Source organism: Veillonella parvula (genome assembly GCF_032550495.1).
Classification (GTDB): domain Bacteria; phylum Bacillota; class Negativicutes; order Veillonellales; family Veillonellaceae; genus Veillonella; species Veillonella parvula_G.
Map to the genome: position 1 here is coordinate 366930 of NZ_JAWFZJ010000003.1, position 26717 is coordinate 393646.

General features: G+C 40.3%; 20 protein-coding genes and 1 riboswitch. Of the genes, 14 read left to right on the forward strand and 6 right to left on the reverse strand.

Annotated elements, in window-relative coordinates:
• The first annotated feature begins 12 nt into the window (after positions 1-12).
• The 5 genes from E6X37_RS07990 (at position 13) to cysK (ending at position 4483) form a co-directional block, all read left to right on the forward strand.
• Complete coding sequence (locus tag E6X37_RS07990) at positions 13-1623, forward strand: CTP synthase (RefSeq protein ID WP_278457222.1); 1611 nt, start codon at positions 13-15, stop codon at positions 1621-1623.
• 9 nt (positions 1624-1632) lie between these two features.
• Positions 1633-1848: a hypothetical protein gene (locus tag E6X37_RS07995; protein ID WP_316689733.1), complete on the forward strand. Its 216-nt coding sequence runs from the start codon at positions 1633-1635 to the stop codon at positions 1846-1848.
• A gap of 188 nt (positions 1849-2036) precedes the next feature.
• The gene (gene ahpC, locus E6X37_RS08000) at positions 2037-2600 is read left to right on the forward strand and encodes an alkyl hydroperoxide reductase subunit C (RefSeq protein ID WP_004695016.1); all 564 of its coding nucleotides are present in this window, start codon (positions 2037-2039) and stop codon (positions 2598-2600) included.
• 482 nt (positions 2601-3082) lie between these two features.
• Positions 3083-3532: an RrF2 family transcriptional regulator gene (locus tag E6X37_RS08005; RefSeq protein WP_004695020.1), complete on the forward strand. Its 450-nt coding sequence runs from the start codon at positions 3083-3085 to the stop codon at positions 3530-3532.
• Between the two features lie 15 nt (positions 3533-3547).
• Complete coding sequence (cysK, locus tag E6X37_RS08010) at positions 3548-4483, forward strand: cysteine synthase A (RefSeq protein WP_012864824.1); 936 nt, start codon at positions 3548-3550, stop codon at positions 4481-4483.
• 275 nt (positions 4484-4758) lie between these two features.
• Here cysK and E6X37_RS08015 read toward each other — a convergent pair whose 3' ends face one another.
• The 5 genes from E6X37_RS08015 to dapF form a co-directional block, all read right to left on the reverse strand.
• Positions 4759-8058 (reverse strand): subtype B tannase, encoded by a 3300-nt coding sequence (locus tag E6X37_RS08015; RefSeq protein ID WP_316689734.1) that lies wholly within the window; start codon positions 8056-8058, stop codon positions 4759-4761.
• A 447-nt stretch (positions 8059-8505) separates the two neighbouring features.
• Positions 8506-10500: a PTS fructose transporter subunit IIABC gene (locus E6X37_RS08020; protein ID WP_004695026.1), complete on the reverse strand. Its 1995-nt coding sequence runs from the start codon at positions 10498-10500 to the stop codon at positions 8506-8508.
• Positions 10501-10533: 33 nt separating this feature from the next.
• Positions 10534-11448 carry a 1-phosphofructokinase gene (gene pfkB / locus E6X37_RS08025; protein WP_004695028.1) on the reverse strand — a complete coding sequence of 305 codons (915 nt, stop codon included), beginning with the start codon at positions 11446-11448 and terminating at the stop codon, positions 10534-10536.
• A 28-nt stretch (positions 11449-11476) separates the two neighbouring features.
• The gene (locus E6X37_RS08030; protein ID WP_050774475.1) at positions 11477-12874 is read right to left on the reverse strand and encodes a Na+/H+ antiporter NhaC family protein; all 1398 of its coding nucleotides are present in this window, start codon (positions 12872-12874) and stop codon (positions 11477-11479) included.
• Position 12875: 1 nt separating this feature from the next.
• Complete coding sequence (dapF, locus tag E6X37_RS08035) at positions 12876-13709, reverse strand: diaminopimelate epimerase (protein WP_004695030.1); 834 nt, start codon at positions 13707-13709, stop codon at positions 12876-12878.
• A 318-nt stretch (positions 13710-14027) separates the two neighbouring features.
• Between dapF and ptsP the strand changes: the two genes are divergently transcribed.
• Both ptsP and E6X37_RS08045 read left to right on the forward strand, forming a co-directional pair.
• Entirely contained in the window at positions 14028-15755 is a 1728-nt protein-coding gene (gene ptsP / locus E6X37_RS08040; RefSeq protein ID WP_004697522.1) for a phosphoenolpyruvate--protein phosphotransferase, read from the forward strand.
• A gap of 138 nt (positions 15756-15893) precedes the next feature.
• The gene (locus E6X37_RS08045) at positions 15894-16154 is read left to right on the forward strand and encodes an HPr family phosphocarrier protein (RefSeq protein ID WP_316689735.1); all 261 of its coding nucleotides are present in this window, start codon (positions 15894-15896) and stop codon (positions 16152-16154) included.
• Positions 16155-16246: 92 nt separating this feature from the next.
• Here the strand turns inward: E6X37_RS08045 and E6X37_RS08050 are convergent, their stop codons facing one another.
• Positions 16247-16525 carry a metal-sensing transcriptional repressor gene (locus E6X37_RS08050; RefSeq protein ID WP_004697521.1) on the reverse strand — a complete coding sequence of 93 codons (279 nt, stop codon included), beginning with the start codon at positions 16523-16525 and terminating at the stop codon, positions 16247-16249.
• 331 nt (positions 16526-16856) lie between these two features.
• Here E6X37_RS08050 and E6X37_RS08055 point away from each other — a divergent pair, with 331 nt between their 5' ends.
• The 7 genes from E6X37_RS08055 to E6X37_RS08085 all read left to right on the forward strand — a co-directional run bounded on the left by E6X37_RS08055 (position 16857) and on the right by E6X37_RS08085 (position 26715).
• Positions 16857-17663 carry a transglycosylase domain-containing protein gene (locus tag E6X37_RS08055; RefSeq protein WP_058948111.1) on the forward strand — a complete coding sequence of 269 codons (807 nt, stop codon included), beginning with the start codon at positions 16857-16859 and terminating at the stop codon, positions 17661-17663.
• A 251-nt stretch (positions 17664-17914) separates the two neighbouring features.
• Complete coding sequence (locus E6X37_RS08060) at positions 17915-19126, forward strand: argininosuccinate synthase (protein WP_004697508.1); 1212 nt, start codon at positions 17915-17917, stop codon at positions 19124-19126.
• The gene (gene argH / locus E6X37_RS08065) at positions 19126-20553 is read left to right on the forward strand and encodes an argininosuccinate lyase (RefSeq protein WP_156697273.1); all 1428 of its coding nucleotides are present in this window, start codon (positions 19126-19128) and stop codon (positions 20551-20553) included. Before E6X37_RS08060 ends, argH begins: the two co-directional genes overlap by 1 nt.
• A gap of 589 nt (positions 20554-21142) precedes the next feature.
• Entirely contained in the window at positions 21143-22474 is a 1332-nt protein-coding gene (gene potE / locus E6X37_RS08070) for a putrescine-ornithine antiporter (protein ID WP_004697529.1), read from the forward strand.
• Positions 22475-22880: 406 nt separating this feature from the next.
• Positions 22881-23068: riboswitch (cobalamin riboswitch) on the forward strand.
• Positions 23069-23213: 145 nt separating this feature from the next.
• Positions 23214-24152: a nickel ABC transporter permease gene (gene nikB / locus E6X37_RS08075; protein ID WP_004697516.1), complete on the forward strand. Its 939-nt coding sequence runs from the start codon at positions 23214-23216 to the stop codon at positions 24150-24152.
• A complete protein-coding gene (nikC, locus tag E6X37_RS08080) occupies positions 24152-24973 on the forward strand; it encodes a nickel transporter permease (protein ID WP_021148552.1) in 822 nt (273 codons plus the stop codon). The genes nikB and nikC overlap by 1 nt, the downstream gene beginning before the upstream one ends.
• Before the next feature lie 173 nt (positions 24974-25146).
• On the forward strand, positions 25147-26715 hold the full coding sequence (locus E6X37_RS08085; protein WP_004697531.1) for an ABC transporter substrate-binding protein: 1569 nt from the start codon (positions 25147-25149) through the stop codon (positions 26713-26715).
• Positions 26716-26717: the final 2 nt, after the last annotated feature.

Sequence of the window (26717 nt, forward strand, 5' to 3'; positions counted from 1 at the left end):
GTGGGAGGCATCATGGCAACTAAGTATATTTTCGTAACTGGCGGCGTTGTTTCTTCTCTTGGGAAGGGAATTACAGCAGCATCTTTGGGTCGTTTACTAAAAAACCGCGGTTTCAATGTAACGATTCAAAAATTTGACCCATACATTAATATCGATCCGGGTACGATGAGCCCTTACCAACATGGTGAAGTATTTGTAACAGATGACGGCGCTGAAACTGACCTTGATTTGGGCCATTATGAACGCTTTATCGATATTAACCTTAGTAAACGTTCCAATATTACAGCTGGTAAAGTATATTGGTCTGTAATCAATAAAGAACGCAAAGGTGATTACCTAGGTAGCACTGTACAAGTAATTCCACATATTACAAATGAAATTAAACAAAATGTTTACCGTGTAGGTAAAGAGGATAATGCTGATGTAGTTATCACTGAAATCGGCGGTACTGTAGGTGATATTGAAAGCTTGCCATTTATGGAAGCTATTCGCCAGGTGAAAAAAGAAGTAGGTCGTAACGATGTACTTTACATTCACGTTACGTTGGTGCCTTACATCAATGCCGCAGGCGAGTTGAAAACAAAACCTACACAACATAGTGTAAAAGAATTGCGTAGCATCGGTATTCAACCAGATATTTTGGTATGTCGTAGTGAGAAACATATCTCTGATGATATGAAAGAAAAACTTGCTTTGTTCTGTGACGTAGAACCTGAAGCAGTTATTGAAAATCAAACCTGTAGCTCTATCTATGAAGTGCCATTGATGATGCAAGAGCAAGGTCTTGACGATATTGTTATCAAAAAGTTAGGTCTTGAAGATCGTCCATGTGATATGACTGCATGGAAAGAAATGGTTCATAAGATTTTGAATCCTAATAAAGATATTACAGTTGCTATTGTTGGTAAATATGTAGCGTTGCATGATGCGTATTTATCCGTAGTTGAAGCTCTAGATCATGCTGGTATTGCTACGGGTACTAAAGTGAATATTCGTTGGATTGACTCCGAAGAACTTGATGATACATCTGTAGATCCTAAAGAGGTATTTGAAGGTGTTGAAGGTATCATCGTGCCTGGTGGCTTTGGTTCCCGTGGTGTAGAAGGTAAAATCCGCACAATCCAATACGCTCGTGAAAACAATATTCCATATCTTGGCCTATGCCTTGGCATGCAATCTGCAGTAATGGAATTTGCTCGTAACGTATGTGGCATGGAAGGAGCAACCTCTAGCGAATTCGATGAAAATGCTAAATACAAAGTAATTGACTTGATGAGTGATCAAGTTGATGTAGATAAAAAAGGCGGTACAATGCGCCTAGGTATCTATCCATGCAAAGTGGAAGCCGGTACGAAAACTCACGAAGCTTATGGGGAAGATTTGATTTATGAACGTCATCGTCATCGCTATGAGTTCAACAATGAATACCGTCAACAATTGACTGATGCAGGACTCGTAATTTCTGGTACATCTCCAGATGGCCGTCTCGTTGAAAGTATTGAAGTAAAAAATCATCCATTCTTCATTGGTACACAAGCACATCCAGAACTTAAATCTCGTCCAAATAATGCACATCCATTATTCCGTGGTTTCGTAGATGCAATCTTAGAACTAAAAAAATAGATTAAAGCGATGGAATCTATTTTATCTATTATAGGTTTATTTATATTAGCTGCACTCAAACTAGAGCAGTTTGTATATGGTAAATCGGGAAAAGAACAATCTACAACTGGTCACATAGCACGAAGAGGGCTTGCTAATATAGCGGATTTAATCGCTTTTGATCACGCTACTGTGAACAGTAAGTCTATTGTAGTACGTAAAAAAAAGAAAGGTGCTCAGAAATGAGCATCTTTCTTCTTTTTTTGCTTACATTGAAAAAAGTTGGGAAAATATATCGATAAATTTAAAAATAACGCTTGCAATATTGAATGATATTTGTTATTATATAGACAAAGATAGATATAGATATGGTGTTAAGTACACCAATATAAATATATTCGTTAAATATGGAACTCAAATAAGGAGGACATAACATGTCTATTATTGGTAAACAACTTCCTGAATTTACACTTGATGCTTTCAAAAAACCTGAATTGGTAAAAGTTAGCACTGCAGACGTGTTGGGTAAATGGTCTGTATTCGTATTCTATCCAGCAGACTTTACATTCGTATGCCCTACTGAGTTGGAAGACGTACAAAACTCTTATGCAGAGTTGAAAGAATTGGGTTGCGAAGTTTACTCCGTATCTTGTGACTCCGAATTCGTTCACAAAGCATGGTCTGATGCTTCTCCAAGCATCAATAAAATCGAGTACTACATGTTAGCTGACAAAAAACATGAATTGGCTGACTTCTTCGATGTATTCCAAGAAGAATCTGCTATGGCTTACCGTGGTACATTCGTAGTAGATCCAGAAGGCTTCGTGCGTACAGCAGAAATTCATGATATGGGTATCGGCCGTTCCGCTGAAGAATTGGTTCGCAAAGTACAAGCTGCTCAATTCGTAGCTAAACATGGCGATCAAGTGTGCCCTGCACGTTGGAAGCCAGGTAAAGACACTTTGAAACCAGGTCTTGATCTTGTAGGTAAAATCTAATTAAGAAACTTATACTTAAATGCTAGAGTAATCTAGATAACTCCTCAAATGACATAAACACGGGCGCGCATCGTTTTCCTGACGATACGGTAAGTCCCAATACCAGATGAACCCTCTCCAATTCATCATGGTAAACCTCATATAACAAACTACAAACTATACGCAAAAGGACTGGCCTTCGGGCTGGTCCTTTTGTGTTATAAGATTATCCTTACTTCGTTGTGTTGCGAATTAACAAAAGTATTATAACTTGAGCTTTCTACGAGGCAAGTTATTAAGTTAAAATATAGGATAAACTCAATAAATATAGAATGAGTAAATATCCCTTTATAAAAGTAGGAAATAAGTTCTTGCATTTTTATAGTGAGTGGTCTATAATGAAATTAATTCCTATTAATATGAAAGGTTTTATAAATATAATATAAGTACTTTATAATATGGGGTGTGTTTAACACTAACGTTTACAAAGAAAGGCAAAATATATGAGGATTTCCACAAAAGGTCGGTATGCATTGATGGTCCTCATCGATTTGGCAGAGCAAGGTCAAGATAAACCTGTCTCCTTGCGATCTGTGGCAGAACGACAAGGCATATCTGAAAAATACCTAGAAGGTATCGTAGCTCGTTTAGGCGCTGCAAAACTAGTGGATAGTATCCGCGGTAAGTATGGCGGCTATCGCTTATCTAAAAGTCCTAAAGAATATACAATTATTGAAATTTTGCTTGCTACAGAGGAATCTATGGCTATCATCTCTACCCTTGATGAAGGGGTGAGTACTGATACAGTGATCAACGAACGGACTGTTGGTTTCTGGGCAGGATTACAAAACTATATTCATGATTATTTAGAAAACGTAACCCTTCAAGATGTAATTGATGGGACCTATGCTAAACTTGATACAAAATATGATAATTGGGATGGTTCTATTTAATAAGGAGTGACCACTATGTCTAAAATTGCAAAATCTTTTGTTGAATTAATCGGTAAAACACCATTATTAGCTGCTACACGTTTTGGTAAAAAATATGGTGCAAACGCTAATATTTTCGCAAAATTGGAATACTTCAACCCAGGCGGTTCCGTAAAAGACCGTATCGCAGCAGCAATCATTCAAGCTGCAGTTGAATCTGGTGAATTACAACCAGGCGGCACAATCGTAGAAGCTACATCTGGTAATACTGGTATTGGCTTGTCTGCTGTAGGTGCTGCGCTTGGTTATAAAGTTGTAATCGTAATGCCTGAAACGATGTCCATTGAACGCCGTAAATTAATGCTTGGTTATGGCGCGCAACTCGTATTGACTGACGGTTCTCTTGGCATGAAAGGCGCTATTGCAAAAGCTAAGGAAATCGTAACGGCTACAGCCGGTGCTATTGAAGCAGGTCAGTTCGTAAATCAAGCTAATCCAGCAATTCATTACAGAACAACTGGACCTGAAATCTGGCAAGATACTGATGGTACTGTAGATATCTACGTGTCTGGTGTTGGTACAGGCGGTACGTTGACAGGTGCAGGTCGCTACTTGAAAGAACAAAACCCTGATGTACATGTGGTTGCCGTAGAACCAGCAGATTCTCCTGTATTGTCTAATGGTAAACCAGGCCCTCATAAAATCCAAGGCTTAGGTGCTGGCTTCATTCCAGATACATTGGATACTAACATTTACGATGAAGTAATCCAAGTTTCTAACGAGGATGCTTTTGCTACATCTCAAGCTTTCGGTCACACAGAAGGCGTATTGGTAGGTATTTCCTCTGGTGCTGCGCTTTGGGCGGCTCAAGAATTGGCAAAACGCCCTGAAAATAAAGGCAAAAATATTGTAGTAATTCTCCCTGATACAGGCGAACGCTACTTATCTACAGCATTGTTCCCTGAAGTTTAATCGCCTATCATGGTGAAAGCATAATAATTGCTTTTACCTGGCTCAAACACATAGATGCCCCCTGTATTTTACAGGGGGCATCCTTTTTTGATTGAATTTTTTTATTATTATAATAGGGTGATGTACTGATTAAATAATGGTGCAGATTATTCATAGTCGGAGAGGGACTTTCACAATAACATTTATAATTGAATACACAAGAAAATTTATAATTGTATATGAAAAAGGAACTACTAGGTAGCTCCTTTAGTATTTTGGTATGTATTTAATTGTGATTATCTACCGTTTTTAACGATATTATCCATCCAGTTGAATAATTCTTCTAAATCGTAGTCACCAGAGTGATCTACATTAAATGGTGTTGCCATATCTACTCTGTACCCAAGGTTTTGAGCACGTGTACCTACGATTAAAGGAATTGCAACAGATGTATTACTGTCGGCTGTGCCATAACGAATACGATAGAATCGTGCATTTGTCGCAGCAGGAGAACCAAGATAGTTCATTGGGTTCATCATAGTAACGATCTTAGCATTTTCTACGTATACATCTTGGTTAGCTGTTGAATCGTGTAATGCAGCAGTAATGGTAAAGTGATTATTATCTGTAGTACTTGTACCAAATAGATTGTTTTCACCTGTATCATTAGCACGAGAGTCAAAGGCACCAGGCGCTTTTGAGCGACTTACAAAGTGGTTATATGCTTCCCAGTTTATGTCTTTGATAGTTCCTGTTTTATTATCTCGTACAAGGTATGTATGCTTGGATAAATCAGTACCTTTAGCTGCTGCTTTATTAGCGGCAGCAACAATAAATTCTTTTACATAATTTTTGAAAGTACCGTTACCGTTCTTGTCAAGTTTTAGTACACGACCTAGAGAGTCACGTAATTGTAAGTTATTTACGTAATCAGGGAAGTGTTCGCTGAGCATTTTAGAGTATGATAGATCGTCTGCATTCAAGTTTACACGTTGCATCGTGCGTTGTGGTGGAGCAGAGTTGCCACCTACATTAGCTTGTGGTAATTCGCCTTGGCCCATAGTTACTTTGTTAAAGGATGTGATACCATTATAGCTCCATTCGTAAGCCATATCAGCCGCATCAAGGTTAGTGATAGGGGCATACGCAGATACTGCGTATACATTAGTTGCCGCTGTAGCTGCACCTAATGCTTGTAAATATGGTTGGAAGTCGGAACTGTTACCAGTTGCACCTTGTAACAAGGATACACCACCGCCTGCACTTGTACCATTTGTGATAATGCGGTTTGCATTACCTGGCATAGCGGAATCGTTAGCGTGTAAGTAGGCTGTAGCCGCTTGTAAGTCAACGATTACTGCAGGGGCCTTACCGATGAAGTTGCCATCGGAAGCTTTATTGGTACGACCACGTGTAGCAGGGGAAGCTACTACATAACCACGGGATAATGCGTAAAGAACACTGTTAGGTTTACCATTTTCCATTTTTGGAGTCATAGCTTGACTTGGCATATAACCGCCTACCGCATTTGGCATGAAGATAGGGGCTGTTTGGGTGTTGTAACCGTTGATAGTGCCGTTGTTGAAATATTCCTCTGGTACATAAATGTTCATGTATTGCTGATCTATGTCGATTGGATTAGCCACGTAAGGGATGTACTCGAAGGCACGATATTTGATTTCCTTATTATCTACTGTCGTAGACATAGATTCGTAATTTTTCGCGTCGAAAGCAAGACTAATCTTTGCAGACGCATCAGCTTGCAATGGGGGTTCAATTGGTTGGGAGAGAATATTTTTCTCTTCTGTAACAGTAGAGCCCTTTGTGGAAGCTTCATTACGAGCGTTTACATAAGATTGCGGTAATTTACTTTCTTGAACCTGTTTAGTCTCTGCGTCAGATTTAGCTTTTGCTTCGGCTTCAGCACGTTGGCGAGCTGCTTCTTCAGCCGCTAAGCGTTCTTCTTCAGCCTGTTGAGCGAGGATACGCTCACGTTCAGCTTTTAAAGCTGCTTGGCGTTGAGCTTCAGCCCGTTGAGCGGCAATACGCTCTTGTTCAGCTTTAATAGCTGCTTGGCGTTGCGCTTCGGCTTGCTGAGCGGCGATACGTTCTTGTTCTGCTTTAATAGCGGCTTGCCGTTGCGCCTCAGCTTGTTGAGCGGCGATACGTTCTTGTTCAGCTTTAATAGCTGCTTGGCGTTGAGCTTCAGCCTGTTGAGTGGCAATACGCTCTTGTTCAGCTTTTAAAGCGGCTTGGCGTTCAGCCTCAGCTTGTTGAGCAGCGATACGTTCTTGTTCAGCTTTAATAGCGGCTTGCCGTTGCGCTTCTGCTTGTTGAGCAGCGATACGTTCTTGCTCAGCTCTAATAGCCGCTTGGCGTTGAACCTCGGTTTGTTGAGCAGCGATACGTTCTTGCTCTGCTCTAATAGCAGCTTGGCGTTGCGCCTCTGCTTGTTGAGCGGCGATACGCTCTTGCTCGGCTCTAATAGCTGCTTGGCGTTGAGCCTCGGCTTGTTGAGCAGCGATACGTTCTTGTTCCGCTCTAATAGCTGCTTGACGTTGTGCCTCAGCTTGTTGAGCCGCCATGCGCTCTTGCTCAGCTTGTTGTAGGGCCATACGGCGTTGCTCTTCTTGGATGCGAATACGTTGTTGCTCTGCTGCTTGACGTTGTGCTTCTGCAATACGAGCTTGCTCTGCTTGTTGAGCCGCAATACGTTCCTGTTCAGTACGTAAAGCCGTTTGTCGTTGAGCCTCGGTTTGTTGATCTACCACACGTTCTTGTTCCGCCCGCAAAGCTGCTTGCCGTTGGACTTCTGCTTGTTGTTGTGCTTTTAGTGCCGCTTGACGTTGCGCTTCAGCTTGTTTTTGAGCGAGTTGTTGTTGATCAACTTGTGATACATTTTCTTGTTGAGCTGCTTCTTCTGCGGCTAGTTGAGCTAAACGCTCGCGCTCAGCACGTTGAATATCGCGAATTGTAAGTCTTTGTTTGGCTACCACGGCTTTTGTTACTGTAGTATTAGATACAGTTAATGGCGCTATGGATTCTTGTTGAATAACAACAGGCGTACGCTGTACTTGTGTAGTTTGTACTTGTTGCTTACCATCTACTGGTTTTTCTACAGTAACAGGTTCAGTTTTTCGCTGTACATTTATCAAACTGTGCATTGCTAATGTAGGTTCCATGACAGCCTTTGTATCTTTATTGACAACATACTGCGGTTGAGTTTGAACCTGTTGTTGAGATTGCATTGGTACTACTTGTTGCGGTACTGATTGCAATGGTGTAACTTGTTGAGTTTGTACAGGGCTAACCGTTGCTGGTTGCATCACGTAGGATGGTTGAGGTTGTGCCATCGGTGGTGTTTGTTGTTGTACAACGGTGGCCGGTTGTGGTGTAGCTGGTAAGACTGGCTGAGTTGCAATTGGTTTCACGACTGGAGTTGCTACACTTGTAGGACTCTGTGTCGTTGATTCAGCACTGGTACTCGTACCTACTAAATCATTCATGTTAAGTGTAGGCTCTGCATGGGCAACACCACCCAATGCAGCTGCAGCAAGAAATGCAGCAGTGACCTTACAATTTTTGGATGATTTCATGAATTAGCTCTCCGAACTAGATTTCTAATAATAGTTTATAATTTTAAAGTTTATTAATATTTATATAGTTTAACATAAATCGATGTGATTGTACAATTTTGAGGACTTGCTTCCACTTTTGAAAGTAGTCTAGATTATAAAATATAAAATAATATTAATTATTTTTGAATATCAGAAAAGGACTAGATCACGTATACTTCTGAATTGTTGTTCCAAAATTGTGTCCAATTTTAGGTCAGTTCAGAATACGTATATTCTAGTCCTTTTACTATATCTACTGGTGTGACACCAGCTTTCACCATCGATAAGAGTCATTAATCAATTAGTCGCTAAATGTTAACTATTAGTTACTAACTGCTAATCGTCGAAACTCATCATAAACAATCAACAATTATCAGCCATCAATCAATCATATATAAGCTATAATTGATGGTTAATTTTAATGATTTATTTTGTGATACTATTTTTTAAGCTTGGCTTTACAAGTGCTAAGATAAAGCAAGCCACAACGGAACCGATTGCGATGGACGCAAGGTATAGTAGTGGATTACCAATTGTTGGTACTACAAAAATGCCGCCGTGTGGAGCGCGTAGTGTGCATTCGAAGAACATGGATAACGCACCGGCTGTACCAGCACCGATAATACAAGCTGGTAATACGCGAACTGGATCGGCTGCTGCAAATGGGATGGCACCTTCTGTGATGAAGGAAAGGCCCATGATGTAGTTTGTGATACCAGATTTACGTTCAGCCTCTGTGAAGCGGCTAGGGAAGAATGTAGTACAAAGAGCGATTGCCAATGGAGGAACCATACCGCCTGCCATGACAGCCGCCATAATACCGTATTCGCCAGTTGCAAGAGCACCAGTACCGATAACATAAGCCGCTTTGTTTACAGGGCCGCCCATGTCAACGGACATCATAGCACCAAAGATAAGACCTAACAATACGCGGCTCGTTGTGCCCATGGATTGCAAGGAGTCCATCAACCAGTGGTTAAGTGCGGATACAGGAGGATTGATGATAAAGGTAATGGCGATACCAATGAATAATACGCCAAGCACAGGGTAGAAGAGAACCGGTTTTGTACCTTCTAAGGCTTGAGGTAAACCAGATACTAATTTCTTAACTAATAATACCAAATAACCTGCTGCGAAACCGGCAATCAATGCACCTAGGAAACCAGAGCCACCTTGGTTAGCTAATAAGCCTCCAACAAAACCAGCTACAAGACCTGGACGGTCCGCAATACTCATAGCGATGTAACCCGCTAATACGGGTAACATGAAGCCAAAGGAAGCGCCACCGATTTGCATTAAGAAAGCTGCAAGAGGTGTACCGGAACCAAAGTTTTTAGGATTTGCTGGGTCGAATACATCGAATAAAAAGGCAAGGGCAATTAAGATACCGCCACCGATAACGAATGGCAACATGTGGGAGACACCATTCATCAAATGTTTGTAGATTTGACGACCAAAGTTATCTGCCGCATCGAATGCAGCCACTGCACCATTTTTGTCAGATGGGGAAGCATGGTATACAGGTGCTGTACCAGCCATAGCTTCACGCAATAACTCTTCCGCTTTATTGATGCCGTTCGCAACCTTAGTTTGAATCATAGGTTTGCCATCAAAGCGTGCCATCTCTACTTGACGGTCAGAAGCTACGATAATGCATTTAGCGTGCTCGATTTCTTCTGCTGTAAGAGCGTCTTTAACACCAGATGCACCATTCTTTTCTACTTTTAAAGAAACACCCATTTCTTTAGCTTTGCGTTCTAAAGATTCAGCCGCCATATAGGTATGTGCAATGCCTGTAGGGCAGCCAGTAACAGCAAGTACATCATAATGCGGGTTATCTACAGAAATCTTAGGTGCTACCTTTTCAATTGCTTCTGTAGCCTTTGCTTCGATAGCATCGGTAATGCTGGTTGCTTTTTGATCCTCTGCTGGTTTGATATATCCTTCTACGGATGGGTCAAAGTTTCCTTCTTCTTTAGCTGTAATGAGCTCTAAGAATCGATCAACAGTAGCCGCTTGAATTAGGGCTTCTTTGAAGTCTGGGTCAATCACCATAGTTGCTAGTTTGCTCAATACCTCAACATGAGTGTCAGCGGCGCCTTCTGGAGCCGCAATCATGAAGAATAGGCGAGAAGGTTGACCATCTAATGCTTCAAAGTCTACCCCATTAGGTACAACCATAGCGGCGAGGCCTGGTTCTTTTACTCCTGCAGATTTAGCATGTGGTGTGGCAATACCGTCGCCAAGGCCTGTAGAACCAGACTCTTCACGAGCGAAGACAGCTTTTAAATATTCTGCCTTGTCTGTCAAATAGCCTCCTTTGTCCATCAATTCACCTAAGGTGTAAATGGCGTCAGCTTTTGTGACAGGATCTGCATTCAGTAGGATAGATTGAGGTTTTAATAGATCAGTGATTTTCATATGTGTACTCCTTGATGCACATAAAATATAAAACTATTTAACTCGTACTTGTGAAAGCAGTGTTTCTACTTCTTCAAGGGTTGCGAGGTTTTCAGAGTAAGCGGAGGCAGAGCCACTGGAGATACCCCAATAGAGCGCCTCTTGTAAGTCACCCGTCTTTTCATAGCCCGTAATAAAGCCGGCTACCATGGAGTCGCCAGCACCCACGGAATTCACGAGAGTTCCTTTAGGGGCAGGACTGGTATATACAGTGCCGTCAGCGGACACCAAAATAGCACCATCACCAGCCATGGAGATGAGCACGTGTTGTGCGCCTTTCTCTTGCAATGTTTTTGCTGCTTCTACAAGCTGATCTTTTGTAGATAAAGTGCGCCCAAAGATTTCACTAAGCTCGTGATTATTTGGCTTAATTAAAAATGGTTTATAAGGCAAGACTTTTGTGAGTAGATCCTTTGTAGCATCGACTACGATGCGAATATTTTTATGTTGTAAGCGCTCCATAATGAGTTCGTACATATCGCTTGGTAGGCTAGAAGGAATGCTGCCAGCAAGGATTAAGGTGTCCTTTTCGGTCAACGCATCAAGCTGTTTGTATAGAGCTTCTAATTCGTCGGTAGCAATGATTGGGCCGCGGCCATTAATCTCTGTTTCCTCATCAGAGGCTTTTACCTTAACATTGATGCGGGTTAATCCTTCGCGAAGCCGGATGAAATCTTCTTTCACGCCGAATTTCTTGAGTTGTGTTACGATTTCTTCGCCTGTAAACCCTGCGATGAAGCCGAGTGCTGTCGTATCCATGCCAAGATTGTTGAGCACGATAGATACGTTGATACCTTTGCCACCACCGAGAACGTATTCTTGGATGGTGCGATTAATAGTACCCGTCTTGAGGTGATCAAGGCGCACGATATAATCGAGAGCTGGATTAAAGGTAATGGTATAAATCATACAATTTCCCCTTTTGAGATAATACTAATTAGCGTATGATTGGTTGATCTTGCTTCCGTAATCGTAACCAATAGATGAGTGGTACTAGATATAGGAAGAAGGCAAATGGTACATAACCTGTTGAACTTGTACCCATCATGACAATGGGCACGTAGGCAGCGATATTCCATGGTTGTAATGGAGCGATGAGAATGCCACTATTTTCAAAGTCTAGCATTACATCTTCGTCTTGAATACCTCGCTGTGCGTAGGTAATACGCATAATAGAGTGCGTCATAACTACCGCAATAGCTTGGCTGCATCCAACCGCACCTGTTAAGAAAGCAAGACCTACATTGGCAGCAAATACATCGCTCCGTGTTTTAGCTCGCTCTAACAGTTGTCGTATATCGTTCCAGAAGCCAACCCCTTCGAGCATGCCTGAAATGGCAGTAGCCATAAAAATTGAAAGGGTAGGGATAAACATCGTTTGTAGACCGCCGCCATGAATGATATTAGCTAGTGGATTATAGTGCGGTAGTTCAAAGCCTGTTAAGGTATACCATCCCAACTCTGAGAGGCTCGCATCCTGATTGGTATAGGCTAGAATGGCCGCCGCTAATGCACTGAGTCCGATAGGCCAACGGATAGATACTTTCAAAGGCAATAGACCAATGACGATGATGACTGGAATCCATAATGTCCAATCGATATTGAAAATAAAGTGAATTGTATCGGATAGTAAACTATTTTCGTAATTGAGTGGGTACCACTGAGATAGTAATAGATACAACACTGTAGAGATGATGAGTGCTGGAATACCATCTTTAAACATAATGGGAATATTCGTCGATACCTTTGTATGGGTCAAGGCCGCTACAAGAGATGCACTAGAGGATAGTGGACCGTTTCGATCACCAAAGTAAGCACCTGCAATAATGGCACCAACTACGATATTTTCTGGAATACTTCCAGCTCTTGCCATGGTGATGAGTACGATGCCTATCGTTCCTACAGTGCCCAGTGCAGTACCTAACAGCATACTCACTATGGCTGTTATTAAAAAGGCACAGACGATAAAGATGGATGGATCAATTAAATCGATACCTGTGGCGATAATCATAGGAATAACGCCTGCTGCTTGCCACATGGCGATGAGCCAACCGATGAGAAGGAAGATTTGCATCACTATGATGGATGTTTTCGCACCTGTCCAAGATAGGTTTAATAATTCTTTTAGGGCATATCCTTTGCGGTAGAACACGTAGGCCATGATGCTCCATACGACAATCAAGGCATAACCAATAGCGATGCTATTGGCTACGGCTATGAGGATGACGAGAATGGATGCAAGTAGTCCCAAAAGGGGCTCTATATTCCGTGGTATGAGTGTGCGACCCTGTTGGTACCTTAGGAACGCATTTAATATAAGTTGTAACCACTTCATTTTAATCGATAGGAAGTTCTGTTTCGAAGACTTCCTCAGCCGGGCCTGTCATGAGCACCGTGCCATCCTCCAAGTATGAAATATGCAATGTTCCTAAATAGAGTTCCACATCTACTTCGCGGCCTGTTAAGCCCTTTTCAAAGGACATAGCGGCAGAGGCACAAGATCCTGTTCCACAAGCTAAAGTAGCGCCAGCGCCGCGTTCCCATGTGCGCACCTTGATGTGTTTGTCGTTTACCACTTCAATGTAGTTTACATTGGTGTTGGCAGGGAAGGCATCGTGCTTTTCAAGGATAGGGCCTTGTGTTGTAACAGGGGCTTTTGTAATGTCGTCGATGAATACCTCCGTATGAGGCACACCGAGCAATACAGAACTCACTGTTACGGTTTCACCGTTTACATTGAGGTCTACGTCGATAACCTTATCCATGTTTACATTCATAGGAATGTCTTGGGCCTTAAAAAATGGTTTGCCCATGTCTACAGTAACTTGTGTGACTATACCGTTTTCGATAGTCAATGTAGGCTTCATTACGCCAGCTAAGGTTTCAATGGTGAAAGTCTCCTTCGTTGTTTCACCGTGTTCATAAGCGTATTTGGCAAAGCAACGGATGGCATTACCGCACATTTCTGCTTCACTACCATCGGAGTTGATGATGCGCATGCGCACATCACAGGTTTCGGAAGGAACTAGGATAGCAAGACCATCAGCACCAATACCCGTGCGACGATCGCAAAGGCGGATGGCGAGGTCTGTGTAGTCTTTAGACGTCCCTTGTGGGTCGGCAAAGAGGATGAAGTCATTGCCGAGACCATGCATTTTCGTTAATTTCATAAAGTCTCCTATCAATAAGTAAGACTTTCACCATGAAGCCCGTGAAAGTCTCATATGTTTATTATTATATATTCTATATTATAATATTATATCATAAATAGGTCCTAAGCATGGCATGGAATCGTATAAATTTATAGCAAAATAAAGGGAAAATAAGGAAAGCTTACAACGTTTATTGAGAGTTATAGTAAAACAAAAAATGCCCCATATGGGACGGTTATTTAAGGGAGTATAGGTATTTGGATTACTTTATTGTTTAACAGAGAAATGATAAAATAAAGAGTAATGTAGTTAATCGTAATAGAAAGAGGAACACATATGCGAATTCAAGGGATTTCTGGATCTCGTGGCGTTGCAGTAGGCAATGTATATAGATATATTCAAGAGGAAATTGTCATTCCTGATTACAATGTAACGGAAGACAAGGTAGAAGAAGAAATTGGCAAGTTTGCAACTGCTATGGCATCTACCTTAAAACAATTGGATACTATTCGTAAAAAAGCGTTGGATGAAATGGGGCCAGAAGAGGCGGCTATTTTTGAAGCGCATATGCAAATTGCTCAAGACCCATCCTTATCTGACGGAATTAAATCCCTTGTTGAGTCTAGCCATATGAATGTGGTAGCGGCTACGGCTCAAACAATTGAAACCTTTGCAAATATCTTTCTCGGCATGGAAGACGCCTATATGCGTGAACGAGGCGCAGATATTAAGGATATCGGTGATCGTTTGATGCGTAATATGTTAGGCATGAACCCTCGCGGTTTATCACATATTTCTGGCGAGGTTATCTTGGTGGCTCATGATTTGGCACCATCTGATACGGCATCCCTTGATAAAGCGGTAGTAAAAGGTATCGTTACGGCAGCAGGTGGCCCTACATCTCATGCGGCTATTATGGCTCGCACCTTAGAGATTCCTGCAGTTATGGGCGTTGGTGATATTGAAAGCTTTGCAGATGGCGATAAGGCAGTCGTTCTTGGTACGGATGGTATCGTGGAAATCAATCCATCTGATGCGGATTGGACGGAGTATACAAATCAAGCGTTGGCGTTCCAAGAGGAATTAAAACGGTTGCGCGAATCCGCTAATCTTGAAGCTACTACCATTGATGGTCATCATGTAGAACTATTCGGCAACATTGGTAAGGCGAAGGATGCTAAACATGCGCTCACTATGGGCGCACAAGGTATTGGTTTGTATCGTACAGAATTCCTTTACATGGAAAATGACGAATTGCCTGCAGAAGAAATACAATTCGAAGAGTATAAAAAGGTAGCCCAAGATATGAAGGGACAGCCTGTTATCATCCGTACCATGGACATCGGTGGAGACAAGGAATTGAAATGCCTTGATTTACCAAGTGAAATGAACCCATTCCTAGGATACCGTGCTATTCGAATATCCTTAAATCGTCCAGATATCTTTAAGGTACAATTGCGGGCTTTGTTACGTGCTAGTGCGTTTGGTGATATTCACATCATGTATCCTATGATTGCTTCCGTTGAGGAAGTGAAACAAGCGAATGCTATGCTTGATGAATGTAAAGAGGAGCTGGCGGCTGAGAGTAAAGATTTTAACAAGGATATCAAGGTTGGCATCATGATCGAAGTACCAGCGGCAGCTGTTATATCTCCAATCCTTGCTAAATATGTTGACTTCTTCAGTATCGGTACGAATGATCTTTGCCAATACACATTGGCAGTAGACCGTATGAACGAAGCAATTGGTAGCTTGTATCAACCATTGCATCCAGGGGTGTTACGTCTTATTAAACACGTCATTGATGCCAGTCATGAACAAGGTAAATTTACCGGTATGTGTGGCGAGCTTGCTAGCGACCCTGTGGCGACCATGATTCTGTTGGGCCTTGGTCTCGACGAATTCTCCATGACGGCGTCTTCGATTCCTCTTATTAAAAATATTTTGCGTTCTGTTTCCAAAACAGAATGTGAAGAGGTGGCAAATAAAGCACTTACTATGGACACAGCAGAAGAAATTACAGAATACGCTAAATCTGTATTAGCTGAAAAAGGTTTATTATAATCCAGTTTTGCCTTAAATAGAATCATTATATAGCAAATAAGATGTAATATACTTGAATTGAAATACTTGATATTGATACAATATATCTATTAGAATGTATGAGATAGGCTCTGCCTATCGAGATAGAAAGAGGTTATCATGAAAGAATTAACAGTAGAAATTACTAACGAATCTGGTTTACATGCTCGTCCTGCTACAGCCTTCACACAATTGGCTACTAAGTTCACTTCCAAAGTGACTATCGCTGCCAATGGCAAAACAGCGGATGCTAAGTCTATCTTAACTGTATTGACTTTGGGGGCTACAAAAGGTACATCCGTTACATTGACTGCTGACGGTGCTGACGAAGATGATGTACTCGCTGCATTGAGCGAATTCTTAACAACTAACCACGATTAATATTGGGGTAATAAAAAGGACCCTACATTTTGAACTGCATCTCCCAAAATTATGTCTAATTTTTGGGTGCAATTCATTTGTAGAGTCCTTTTTTATTTACCCATATTTGCAAAGCGTTCTACAGCTTTTGTAAAGTCGCTAATGGTTTTTTCTACGTCACCATGTTCGATACCATCTCGTACGCAGTGGTTGATATGTCCTTCAAGAATTACTTGTCCTACTTTATGTAGTGCAGATTTAGCTGCATTAATTTGGCTCAACACATCTTCGCAGGGAATGTCTTCTTCAATCATTCGATCAATAGCTTGCACTTGACCTAAGATTTTACGCAATCGACGATGCAGATTTTCTGAATCCATACACTGTTTCATATTACTCCTCCATAGGCATGTTTTTATCATCTCATATATTATACTCTATTTAAAGTTTTTAATACAACTTAATAAGTATAACTAATATGCATTAATCGGTATTTATAGATATATAGTATCGTGCCGTTATTAAGATATATTAAATATATTTGTACTATGAGTGGACGTAAAAACTAGTGTTTTACATATCTTCTTCTTGATTGATGTGATACAATACATTTAATATACCTTATATTTGTATATGTATATAAGGTATTGTATAGATGGCTAGATTATAAACCTATATTTACATGTGTTTATATTACAGACCTTTAAGAAATAGGTGAAAGAAATGAAAGTATTTCGCTACCTTCGAAACCTAGTTGTATTCGTGGTGGTCATGATTTTGGCTATGTTTATATATGACGGATACCATAGCTTTCAAGGGACAAATCGTGAGAGTAAAGCTCATACACTTGTTGAAAAACAAATAGAACAAAGTGAAGACACGCTCAGTCGTACAGATCGAATTATACGACTGTTTACATTTAGAGATAAAGTACAGATAGCTCTTAATCAACGTGTTTCAAAAGAGCATTGGGTGAAAGGGGATGTTATTCCTGAGTATACAAAAAATGCATTAATTGCTATTGAGGATAAGCGGTATTATAAACATGGAGCTATTGATGTACTCGGTATTATTCGCGCCTTGTACACAAATACCATAGCAGGTGAAACGCTGGAAGGCGGTAGTACTATTACACAACAACTCGTAAAAAATCTTTTCCTTTCCTCGAAACGCATCATGAGTCGTAAGGTAGAAGAGGCGATTCTCGCTAGTGAAATGGAACATTATTACTCTAAGGAAGAAATCCTTACCATGTATTTGAATACCGTATATTATGGTCATAATTATTATGGTATCTACGAAGCAGCTCACGGATACTTTGGGACGAGTCCCAGTCGATTAACATTGGGGCAAAGCGCTTTGCTCGCAGCATTACCTAATGCACCGTCCTATTTAGATCCTTATACGAACTATGAAGGGGCTAAAGCTCGACAAAAGCTGGTGCTCGAACAAATGGTAGACCAAGGCATGATTACACAAGCAGAAGCAGACTATGCGTATGAACAGGACTTAGAGCTTGTGGAAGAATAACTTAATATATTTAATAAGCTATATCTGGTGTTCGATTACTAGATATAGTTTTTTATTAGTTCGGAAAAGAAATATATTATTAAAGTGAATAAAAATAATACTTGCATTTATAATTATACAGGTGTATACTATTTTTTGTCAGAAGGAGAAAATGCTTGTCGGTAATAGAAGATACCACGGTACTTTCACAATTATCTGATACTGTATTGATTATATGAGTCTAAATAGATAGTGGTTTATGAGGTGTTATCATGGGTAAAGCAAATAAAGTAGTACTCGCATATTCTGGTGGCTTAGATACTTCTGTTATCATTCCTTGGCTGAAAGAAAATTATGGCGCTGAAGTTATTGCAGTGTGTGTAGACTTGGGCCAACCTGAGGATTATGATGCAGTTGAGAAAAAAGCGATCAAATCTGGCGCATCTAAAGCGTACATCGTTGACGCTAAGGAAGAGTTTGTAAAAGATTATGTATGGCCTACTGTAAAAGCTGGTGCAATTTATGAAGGTAAATATTTATTAGGTACATCCTTCGCGAGACCTTTAATTGGTAAAATTCTTGTAGATATTGCAAAAAAAGAAGGCGCTGATGCAATCGCTCATGGTGCGACTGGTAAAGGTAATGACCAAGTTCGTTTTGAGTTGACTATCAAAGCATTAGCTCCTAACATGAAAATCATCGCTCCTTGGAGAGAATGGGATTTGAAATCTAGAACAGACTGTATGGAATATGCTGCTAAACACGATATTCCAGTTGTAGCTACAAAATCTCATCCATATTCTATGGACCAAAACGTATGGCATTTGTCCCATGAAGGCGGCGATCTTGAAAATCCAGCAAATGCACCTAAAGATGATGTGTACTTGGTAACACATACACCTGAACAAGCTCCAGATGAAGCTGGTTATGTAACTGTATCCTTCAAAGAAGGTGTACCTGTAGCTGTAGATGGTCAAGAAGGTACTCCATTACAAATATTAGAAAAACTCAACGAAATCGGTGCACACTATGGTGTAGGCGTTGTAGATATCGTCGAAAATAGATTGGTAGGCATGAAATCCCGTGGCGTTTATGAAAACCCAGGTGGCTCTATCATCATGTATGCTCATAGAGAACTTGAATACCTATGCCTCGACAGAGCTACATACCACTACAAAGAACTCATTGCTAACAAATACGCTGAACTCGTATATGATGGCATGTGGTTCGCACCATTGATGAACGCGTTACAAGCGTTTGTTGACGAAACTCAAAAAACTGTAACAGGTGAAGTAAAACTTAAATTGTACAAAGGAAATATCATTTCTGCAGGTAGTACTTCTCCATATTCTTTGTACAGCGAAGATTTCGTAACATTCGAAGAAGATGATGTATACGATCAATCTGATGCAGAAGGTTTCATCAACTTGTTCGGTTTACCTCTCAAAATTAATGCATTGATGAAAGAGAAAGCAGGTAAATAATGGCTAAATTGTGGGGCGGGCGTTTCACAAAAGGCACTGATAAAGCGGTAGAGGATTTTACATCCTCTATCGCTTTTGATGCGCGGATGTACGCCGAAGATATTGCAGGCAGCAAGGCTCATGCGACTATGCTGGCAAAACAACATATTATCTCCGACGCAGATCGAGATGCTATTTTAGTAGGTTTAACGAAGATTAAAAATCAGATTGATAAAGGAGAGTTTCCGTTCTCCGTGGCTCTTGAAGATATTCATATGAATATTGAAAAACGCCTTACTGATGATATCGGTGAAGCTGGTGGTCGTTTGCATACAGGCCGCAGCCGTAATGACCAATGTGCAGTAGACTTGCACATGTACGTGCGTAAAGCTGTTGTGGAAATGGGTGAACTCATCGTAGATATGCAGAAGGCTCTCATCGAAACAGCTGAAAAGTATAGTGATGTTATCATGCCTGGCTATACGCATTTACAACGGGCTCAACCTGTATTGTTTGGGCATCATATGATGGCCTATTTCTCTATGTTGGAACGTGATTTTGATCGTTTGTTGATGGTATTCAAACATGCTGACATCATGCCACTTGGGGCCGGCGCATTAGCTGGTTCTACATACGGCATTGATCAAACATATACGCAAAAGCTTTTGGGCTTTTCTCGTATTTACGAAAATAGTATGGACGCCGTATCTGACCGTGACTACGTAGTTGAATTCTTGTCCTTTGCATCTCTAGTAATGATGCATTTGAGTCGTCTTAGCGAAGAGTTGATCTTGTGGTCTACCAATGAGTTCAATTTTATTGAACTTGATGATGCTCACTGCACGGGCTCTAGTATTATGCCGCAAAAGAAAAATCCTGACGTTTGCGAGCTGGTTCGTGGTAAAACAGGCCGTACCTATGGTCATTTGTTAGGCCTTTTAACAACTTTGAAAGGCTTGCCTCTTACATACAACAAGGATATGCAAGAGGATAAAGAAGGTATCTTCGATGCTATTGATACAGTACACTTCGCATTGTCCATTAATGCGGCTATGATTCGTGGTATGAAGGTCAATGGGGCTCATATGAAAGCAGTCCTTGATGACGACTTCTCTAATGCTACGGATATGGCAGATTATCTTGCGAAGAAAGGTGTCCCATTCCGTGAAGCCCATGAAATCGTAGGTAATGCGGTGCATCATTGCATCGAAAAAGGTTGTGTACTTCTTGATTTATCGATAGAGGACTTCAAAGCAATCTCTCATCACTTTGATGCGGATATTCTTGATGCCATTTCCATTGAAGCTTGTGTTGCAGGTCGTAATAACTATTCTGGTACGGCGCCAGAATGTGTGGAGCGACAACGCAATAATGGTAAAGCTATTATCGTTGCTGAGGAAAAACAAATTGCTGAATGGAAAGCAATCGTTGAATCTGTACAAGAGTAGAGCTTAGTGCGGAATAAGCAGTAGATAAAAATAAAGAATAGTTATCAATAAAATCTGAAAAAATAAGATCGATATACATATAAGGATTTCATTAAGGGACTAATATTGCCTATTATACTTATATGTATATCGATTTTTTATTTAAAAGCTAGACGATACCTATAAATCCCAAAATTCTAATTGATAATTCACTATTAAAATGATGCATTTGTGTGTACACATATAGTGGACTGTGAGGAAATAATAGTCTTGTACTAGGACACTATAACCGTGATAGATAGGAAAAATTACATCTATACACAGAATAAAATAGGGTAAAAATATACTTTGCCACAATTAAAATGAGTTCTGTTCAATTTTGATGATAAATTACCTATGATTTATTCAATTCGTGTAATATAGCTTGTCCGCCAATAAAGTACTTTTATTTTGGTTTCATAGGTGTTATTATTTAACTCGTAATAAGAATAAAAACGGTAAATTCACATTCAAGCCCATCACAGCACGAACTGGATTTACTTAGCGGTATATATATTTTAAGTGAATTATGGACGAGAAAAAATTCACCTTAGTGAAAGGGGATTGATACATGAAAACCACCGCTAAAAAAATGTCTGTATTCCAGCTAACCACAATGGTAGCAGCCAATATGCTAGGAGCTGGGATCATTATGTTACCAACTAATTTGGCTCAAGTTGGTACTATTTCAGTTTTATCTTGGCTCGTGACAGCTGTGGGTGCGCTTTTACTAGCGTATATTTTTGCTCAAGCGGGTATGTTCTCCCAAAAACAAGGGGGCATGGGCGGTTATGCAGAACATCGCTTCGGTAAAACTGGACATTTTATGGCGAGCTATGCTTACAGCATATCTCTCATCATTGCTAATATCGCCATCGCGGTATCTGCCGTAGGTTATGGCGCAGCTTTCTTTGGCGTTGACCTCAATGCGACACAAACAAGTCAGGTAACAATTGTGCTCTTGTGGTTTGCAGCGATTCTAAACTTCAGAGGGAATCGTTTCACAGGTCGACTCAGCAATATGACTATTTGGGGCTCTATTGTTCCGGTTTTATTAATCGGTACAATCGGCTGGTATTGGTTTGATCCATCTATTTATTGGGCGGCATGGAACCCAAATGATCTTCCGCTTTATGATGCGGTAAAACAATCTATTTCCCTAACTTTATGGGGCTTCCTAGGATTTGAGTCCGCAGCGGCTAATGCTGATGCTGTTGAGAATCCAAAGAAAAACGTACCTATCGCAACTGTGGCGGGTACATTAGCAGTGGCCGTGGTTTATATCTTGTCCACAAACGTTATGGCAGGTATTGTGCCTAACGTTGATTTATTAAATTCTAATGCACCATTCGGTTTGACATTCGTATACATGTTCAATGATACAATTGCAAACATCGTTATGGCTGCTATGGTTATTTCTTGCTTTGGCGCTTTGCTTTGCTGGCAATTCACATTGTCTCGCGTCTTCAAAAGTGCAGCAGAACATGGTTACTTCCCTAAAATATTCGCTCGTGTAAATAGCAAAGATGCTCCTGTTCGTGGTGTATTGATTTTACTCGCTGTTGAAACATTACTTACTTTATTCACTGCAAGCGAATCCTTGCGTGAGCAATTTGAAATCTTAGTAAACTTAGCGGTTGTAACTAACGTAGTACCGTATGTATTGTGCATTTTGGCAGTACCTACAATGATGCGTATGGCTGGCGTAGCTGAAAGTCGTATTAAACGCTCTAATTACTTGTTCGGTATAGGCGTTCTTTATTGTCTATATGCAATCTACGCATGTGGTTTTGATGCTATGGTAGGTAGCGCAGTGGCAGTAAGCATAGGTTTGGTGATTTATGTTTTGCGTAAAGCGTGGGATACACGCAGAGCACACCGCTTACAACAAAGTATTGATTAACTGAATACATCTCGTCTTATTAGAGGCTATTACTTCGGTAATAGCCTCTTTTTTATGATAATTATAAATTAGACTTATAATTCATGAGTGTCTAATTTGAAAAAACTTAAAGAGCATTTTTATTATTAATCAAATTTTTGCTGTGCATAAAAAGATTTTATAATAAAGTTTTTACGTTGCTTTGTTATTATTAAAATTAATATATATACCGTCTTATACAGTAAATATAATAAAAAATTATTTATATAAGTTAATTTATATGGTTTTATGCAGGATTGTGAATTTAATCACTAATCAATATTTTTTATCAGTATAAAAATTATATTGAAAATACGTGAAATATATATACCCATAAGGGGTATATGTATTGTAAATAGAGTGTTAATATAGTATATTTATAATCGATAAAAATGAATGAACTAGTGAGTGTCGGTATTTACCGAGCGTAAAAGAGGAAAATGGGTGAAAAACCCATACTATGCAAATAGCTGTAATGAGGAGCAAGGTTTCATTATAGGGTCACTGGGAAACTGGGAAGGCCGAAATGTTGCGATGAATCAGAGTCAGAAAGCCTGCTCTAAAGGCATGGTATACATATGCTGTGCTTAATTTGGGTTAGTCGGGCGACTAACCTTTTTTCGTTCCCTAGCCTTTAAGCTTCATCGCTATATAAAAAAGCTAGTACCATTAGTTTGTCATTTGAATTGTTGTTAGTGTTTAGAGAGTTTAGGAGGCGCCTATGGGCAAACGCTTTGTCAAACAATTGGGGCAATTTATTGTTACCTTGTTTGGCATCACATTTTTGACATTTTGTCTCACCTATTTAGCACCAGGTGACCCAGTAACGATGTTACTTGAAACGGCAGATACTATCGTATCTCAGGAGCTTATCGATGAAACTCGAGCTCAGCTTGGGTTAGATAAACCATTTGTAGTACAGTATGCAAACTGGGTCGTCAATGCCGCACAAGGTGATTTAGGGATGAGTTATTCTGCTAAAAAACCAGTAGTAGATCGTATGTTGGAGGCTTTACCAGGTACATTAATGTTAGCGGGTACGGCTTTAGTATTTACGCTGCTCTATGCATTGCCTGCAGGTATTATAAGCGCCTTAAATCGTAACAAATGGGTTGATTATGTGTTGAGATTTCTATCCTTCGTAGGCGTATCTATGCCTACGTTCTGGTTAGGTCTTGTACTGATTTACATCTTCGGTCTTAAATTGGGCCTTGTACCGATTGCATCCTCTCGAGTGACTGCGTCTGGTGTTATTTTGCCCGCTATTACTTTGGCAGTTGTTGTTGGGTCTAAATACATGCGTCAAGTGCGGCTCGTTATCCTTGAGGAAATGCAAAAGGATTATGTTATTGGCGCTCGTGCTCGCGGTGTTAGTGAGATAAAAATTTTATTCGGTCATATTTTACCTAATGCGGTGTTACCACTCATCACTATTCTTGGTGTTGTTATTGGTTGGTTACTAGGTGGTGTGGCAGTCGTAGAAATGGTATTCTCTTGGCCGGGACTTGGGAATATGGCAATTTATGCTATTACTATGCGCGATTATCCATTGATTGAAGGTTTTGTGTTGTGGGTTGCTTTAGCATATATGTGTATTAACGCATTGGTTGATGCATCATATATCTTATTAGACCCTAGATTGAAAAGGGAGAGAGCATAATGGCAGAATTTATTCAAAAACATAAATTGTTCTCTTTCTATAGTGGGTTGATGATTATCATTGTTCTCATCGCTATCTTTGCACCCTGGCTTGCACCGGGCGATGCTTTCACCTCAAATATAAATCAGGCATTGCAAGCACCAAGCAGCCAACATTGGTTTGGTACAGATAAATTAGGACGTGATGTATTATCTCGTATCATTTATGGTACTCAATTATCCTTGTTCATGGGCGTATCCATCGTCGTTATCATGGTGAGCATTGGTACTATCATCGGTGCTATAGCAGGATATTTTGGCGGCAAAGTCGAAATGGTCCTCATGCGCCTAGCTGATATTATGTTATCATTCCCTGGTATCGTATTGGCTATTGCTATTGCTGGTATTCTAGGTGGTAGCATTGTAAATACGATTTTAGCCTTATCTGTTGTAGGTTGGGCAAAATATGCTCGTATTGTACGTTCTATGACGCTCAAGGTGCGCGGTGAGGAATATGTAACGGCTGCTGTTATGATGGGCGCATCTACGACGGCCATCATCAGACGTCATATCATTCCTAATATTATGCCTCTCGTTATTACAACAGGTGCATTAGATATCGGGGCTATCATGATTGAGGTAGCAGGTTTATCCTTCCTTGGCTTTGGTGCTCAGCCACCGACTCCAGAATGGGGTCTTATGCTTAACGAGGGTCGCCAGTACTTGCAAACGAGTCCATGGCTCATGGCATTCCCTGGTATGTCCATCCTTATCGTGGTTGCTATTTTTAATCTTTGGTCCGATTCCTTACGTGATGTAGTGGATCCTAAAAACCAAGGATAATATAGTATATCTATTCATGTTTTGAAAGCTTTTGGTGGTAATTTCTCTTGTAAAAGCTTCTATGTGAATAGGTATAAATAATGGTTTTTCCATCACTGACTATTTTGGATTATCATAGTCTTGATGTTTAAATGTTTTTATGTTTTGTATGTAATTGTACAAGGAGATTTTACATGAAAAAATCTTGGAAAAAGGCCCTTTTAGCAGGTCTTAGTATTGTAATGATGGGTTCCTTCATAGCTGGTTGTGGGTCTGATAATAATGGTGCTGCTAACAAAGATGTATTAAAAGTAGGCGTTACTAACTTCGCATCCACATTAGAACCTACAGAAAACTTCTTCGCATGGGTTGTAATGCGCTATGGTGTAGGTGAAACATTGGCTAAGTTTGACGAACAAATGAAACCTCAACCATGGATTGCATCTAAATGGGAAGTATCCCCAGATCATAAAACGTGGACTTTCACAATCAATGATAAGGTGAAATTCTCCAATGGTAAAAAAGTTGATGCAGCAGCTGTAAAGGCGTCTATTGAACGTGCTTTTGCAAAGTCTAATCGTGCGAAAACATTCTTCGAATATGACTCTATGGAAGCTAATGGTCAACAATTAGTTATTCATACAACAAAAGAATATCCTAATATGCCTGGCCTTTTAGCGGATCCGTTGTTCCTAATCGTTGACGTTCAAGCTGAAAAAGATGGCCGTAACTTTGCGAAGGAAGGTCCTATCGGTACAGGCCCATATGTAGTTAAATCCTTCACTAAAGAACGTGCTGAAATGGCTGCGAACGAAAACTACTGGGATGGTACAGTACCATTTAAAACTGTAGAAATTCCTTCCATCGATGACCCTAATACGCGTGCTTTGAGCTTACAATCTGGCGACGTAGATATGGCTGTTAACATCGGTCCTGGTGAAATTGGTTTATTCCAAGGCAATGATAAATTCAAAGTAGATGAAATCGCATCTCTTCGTGTCGTATTGGCCCGTATTAATCAAAAAGGTATTCTTGGGGATGACAAAGTTCGTGCTGCAGTTATCTCTGCAACAGACCGTAAAAACTATGCTGATGTATTGTTAAAAGGTACATTTATTCCTGGTTCTGCTCCAATTCCACCATCCATGGACTATGGCTTCAACGATTTGAAAGATCCTAATGCGTATAATCCTGAACGTTCTAAACAATTGTTGGCTGAAGATGGTTGGAAAGATACTGATGGCGATGGGATCCTTGATAAAGATGGCAAACCATTAACATTCAACTTCATAGTATATAACTCTCGTGCAGAATTACCACTTTATGCAGAAGCTGTTCAAGCAGACCTTAAAAAGGTTGGCATCGATATGAAAATCAAAACAGTTGACTATAACTTGATCGATAAAATGGGTCAAGACGGCGACTATGATATGCTTATCTCCAACATTGTAACAGCTAATACAGGTGATCCAATCTGGTTCTTGGCTAACTATTGGCACACTAACAACAATGGCTCCAACCCTCAAAATGGTTCTGGTTACTCCAATCCACAAGTTGACCAATTGTTAGATGCAGCTGAAACTGAATTCGACCCAGCAAAACGTCGTGATTACGCAATGCAAATTCAACAATTGTTGATGAATGATGGTGCTGCATTATTCTTAGGCTATCCTAAAACTAATATCGTTACAGGTTCTTACTTGAAAGGTGCTGTAATGTACCCAAGTGATTACTACTGGATTACTAACAAAATTACAAAATAGTG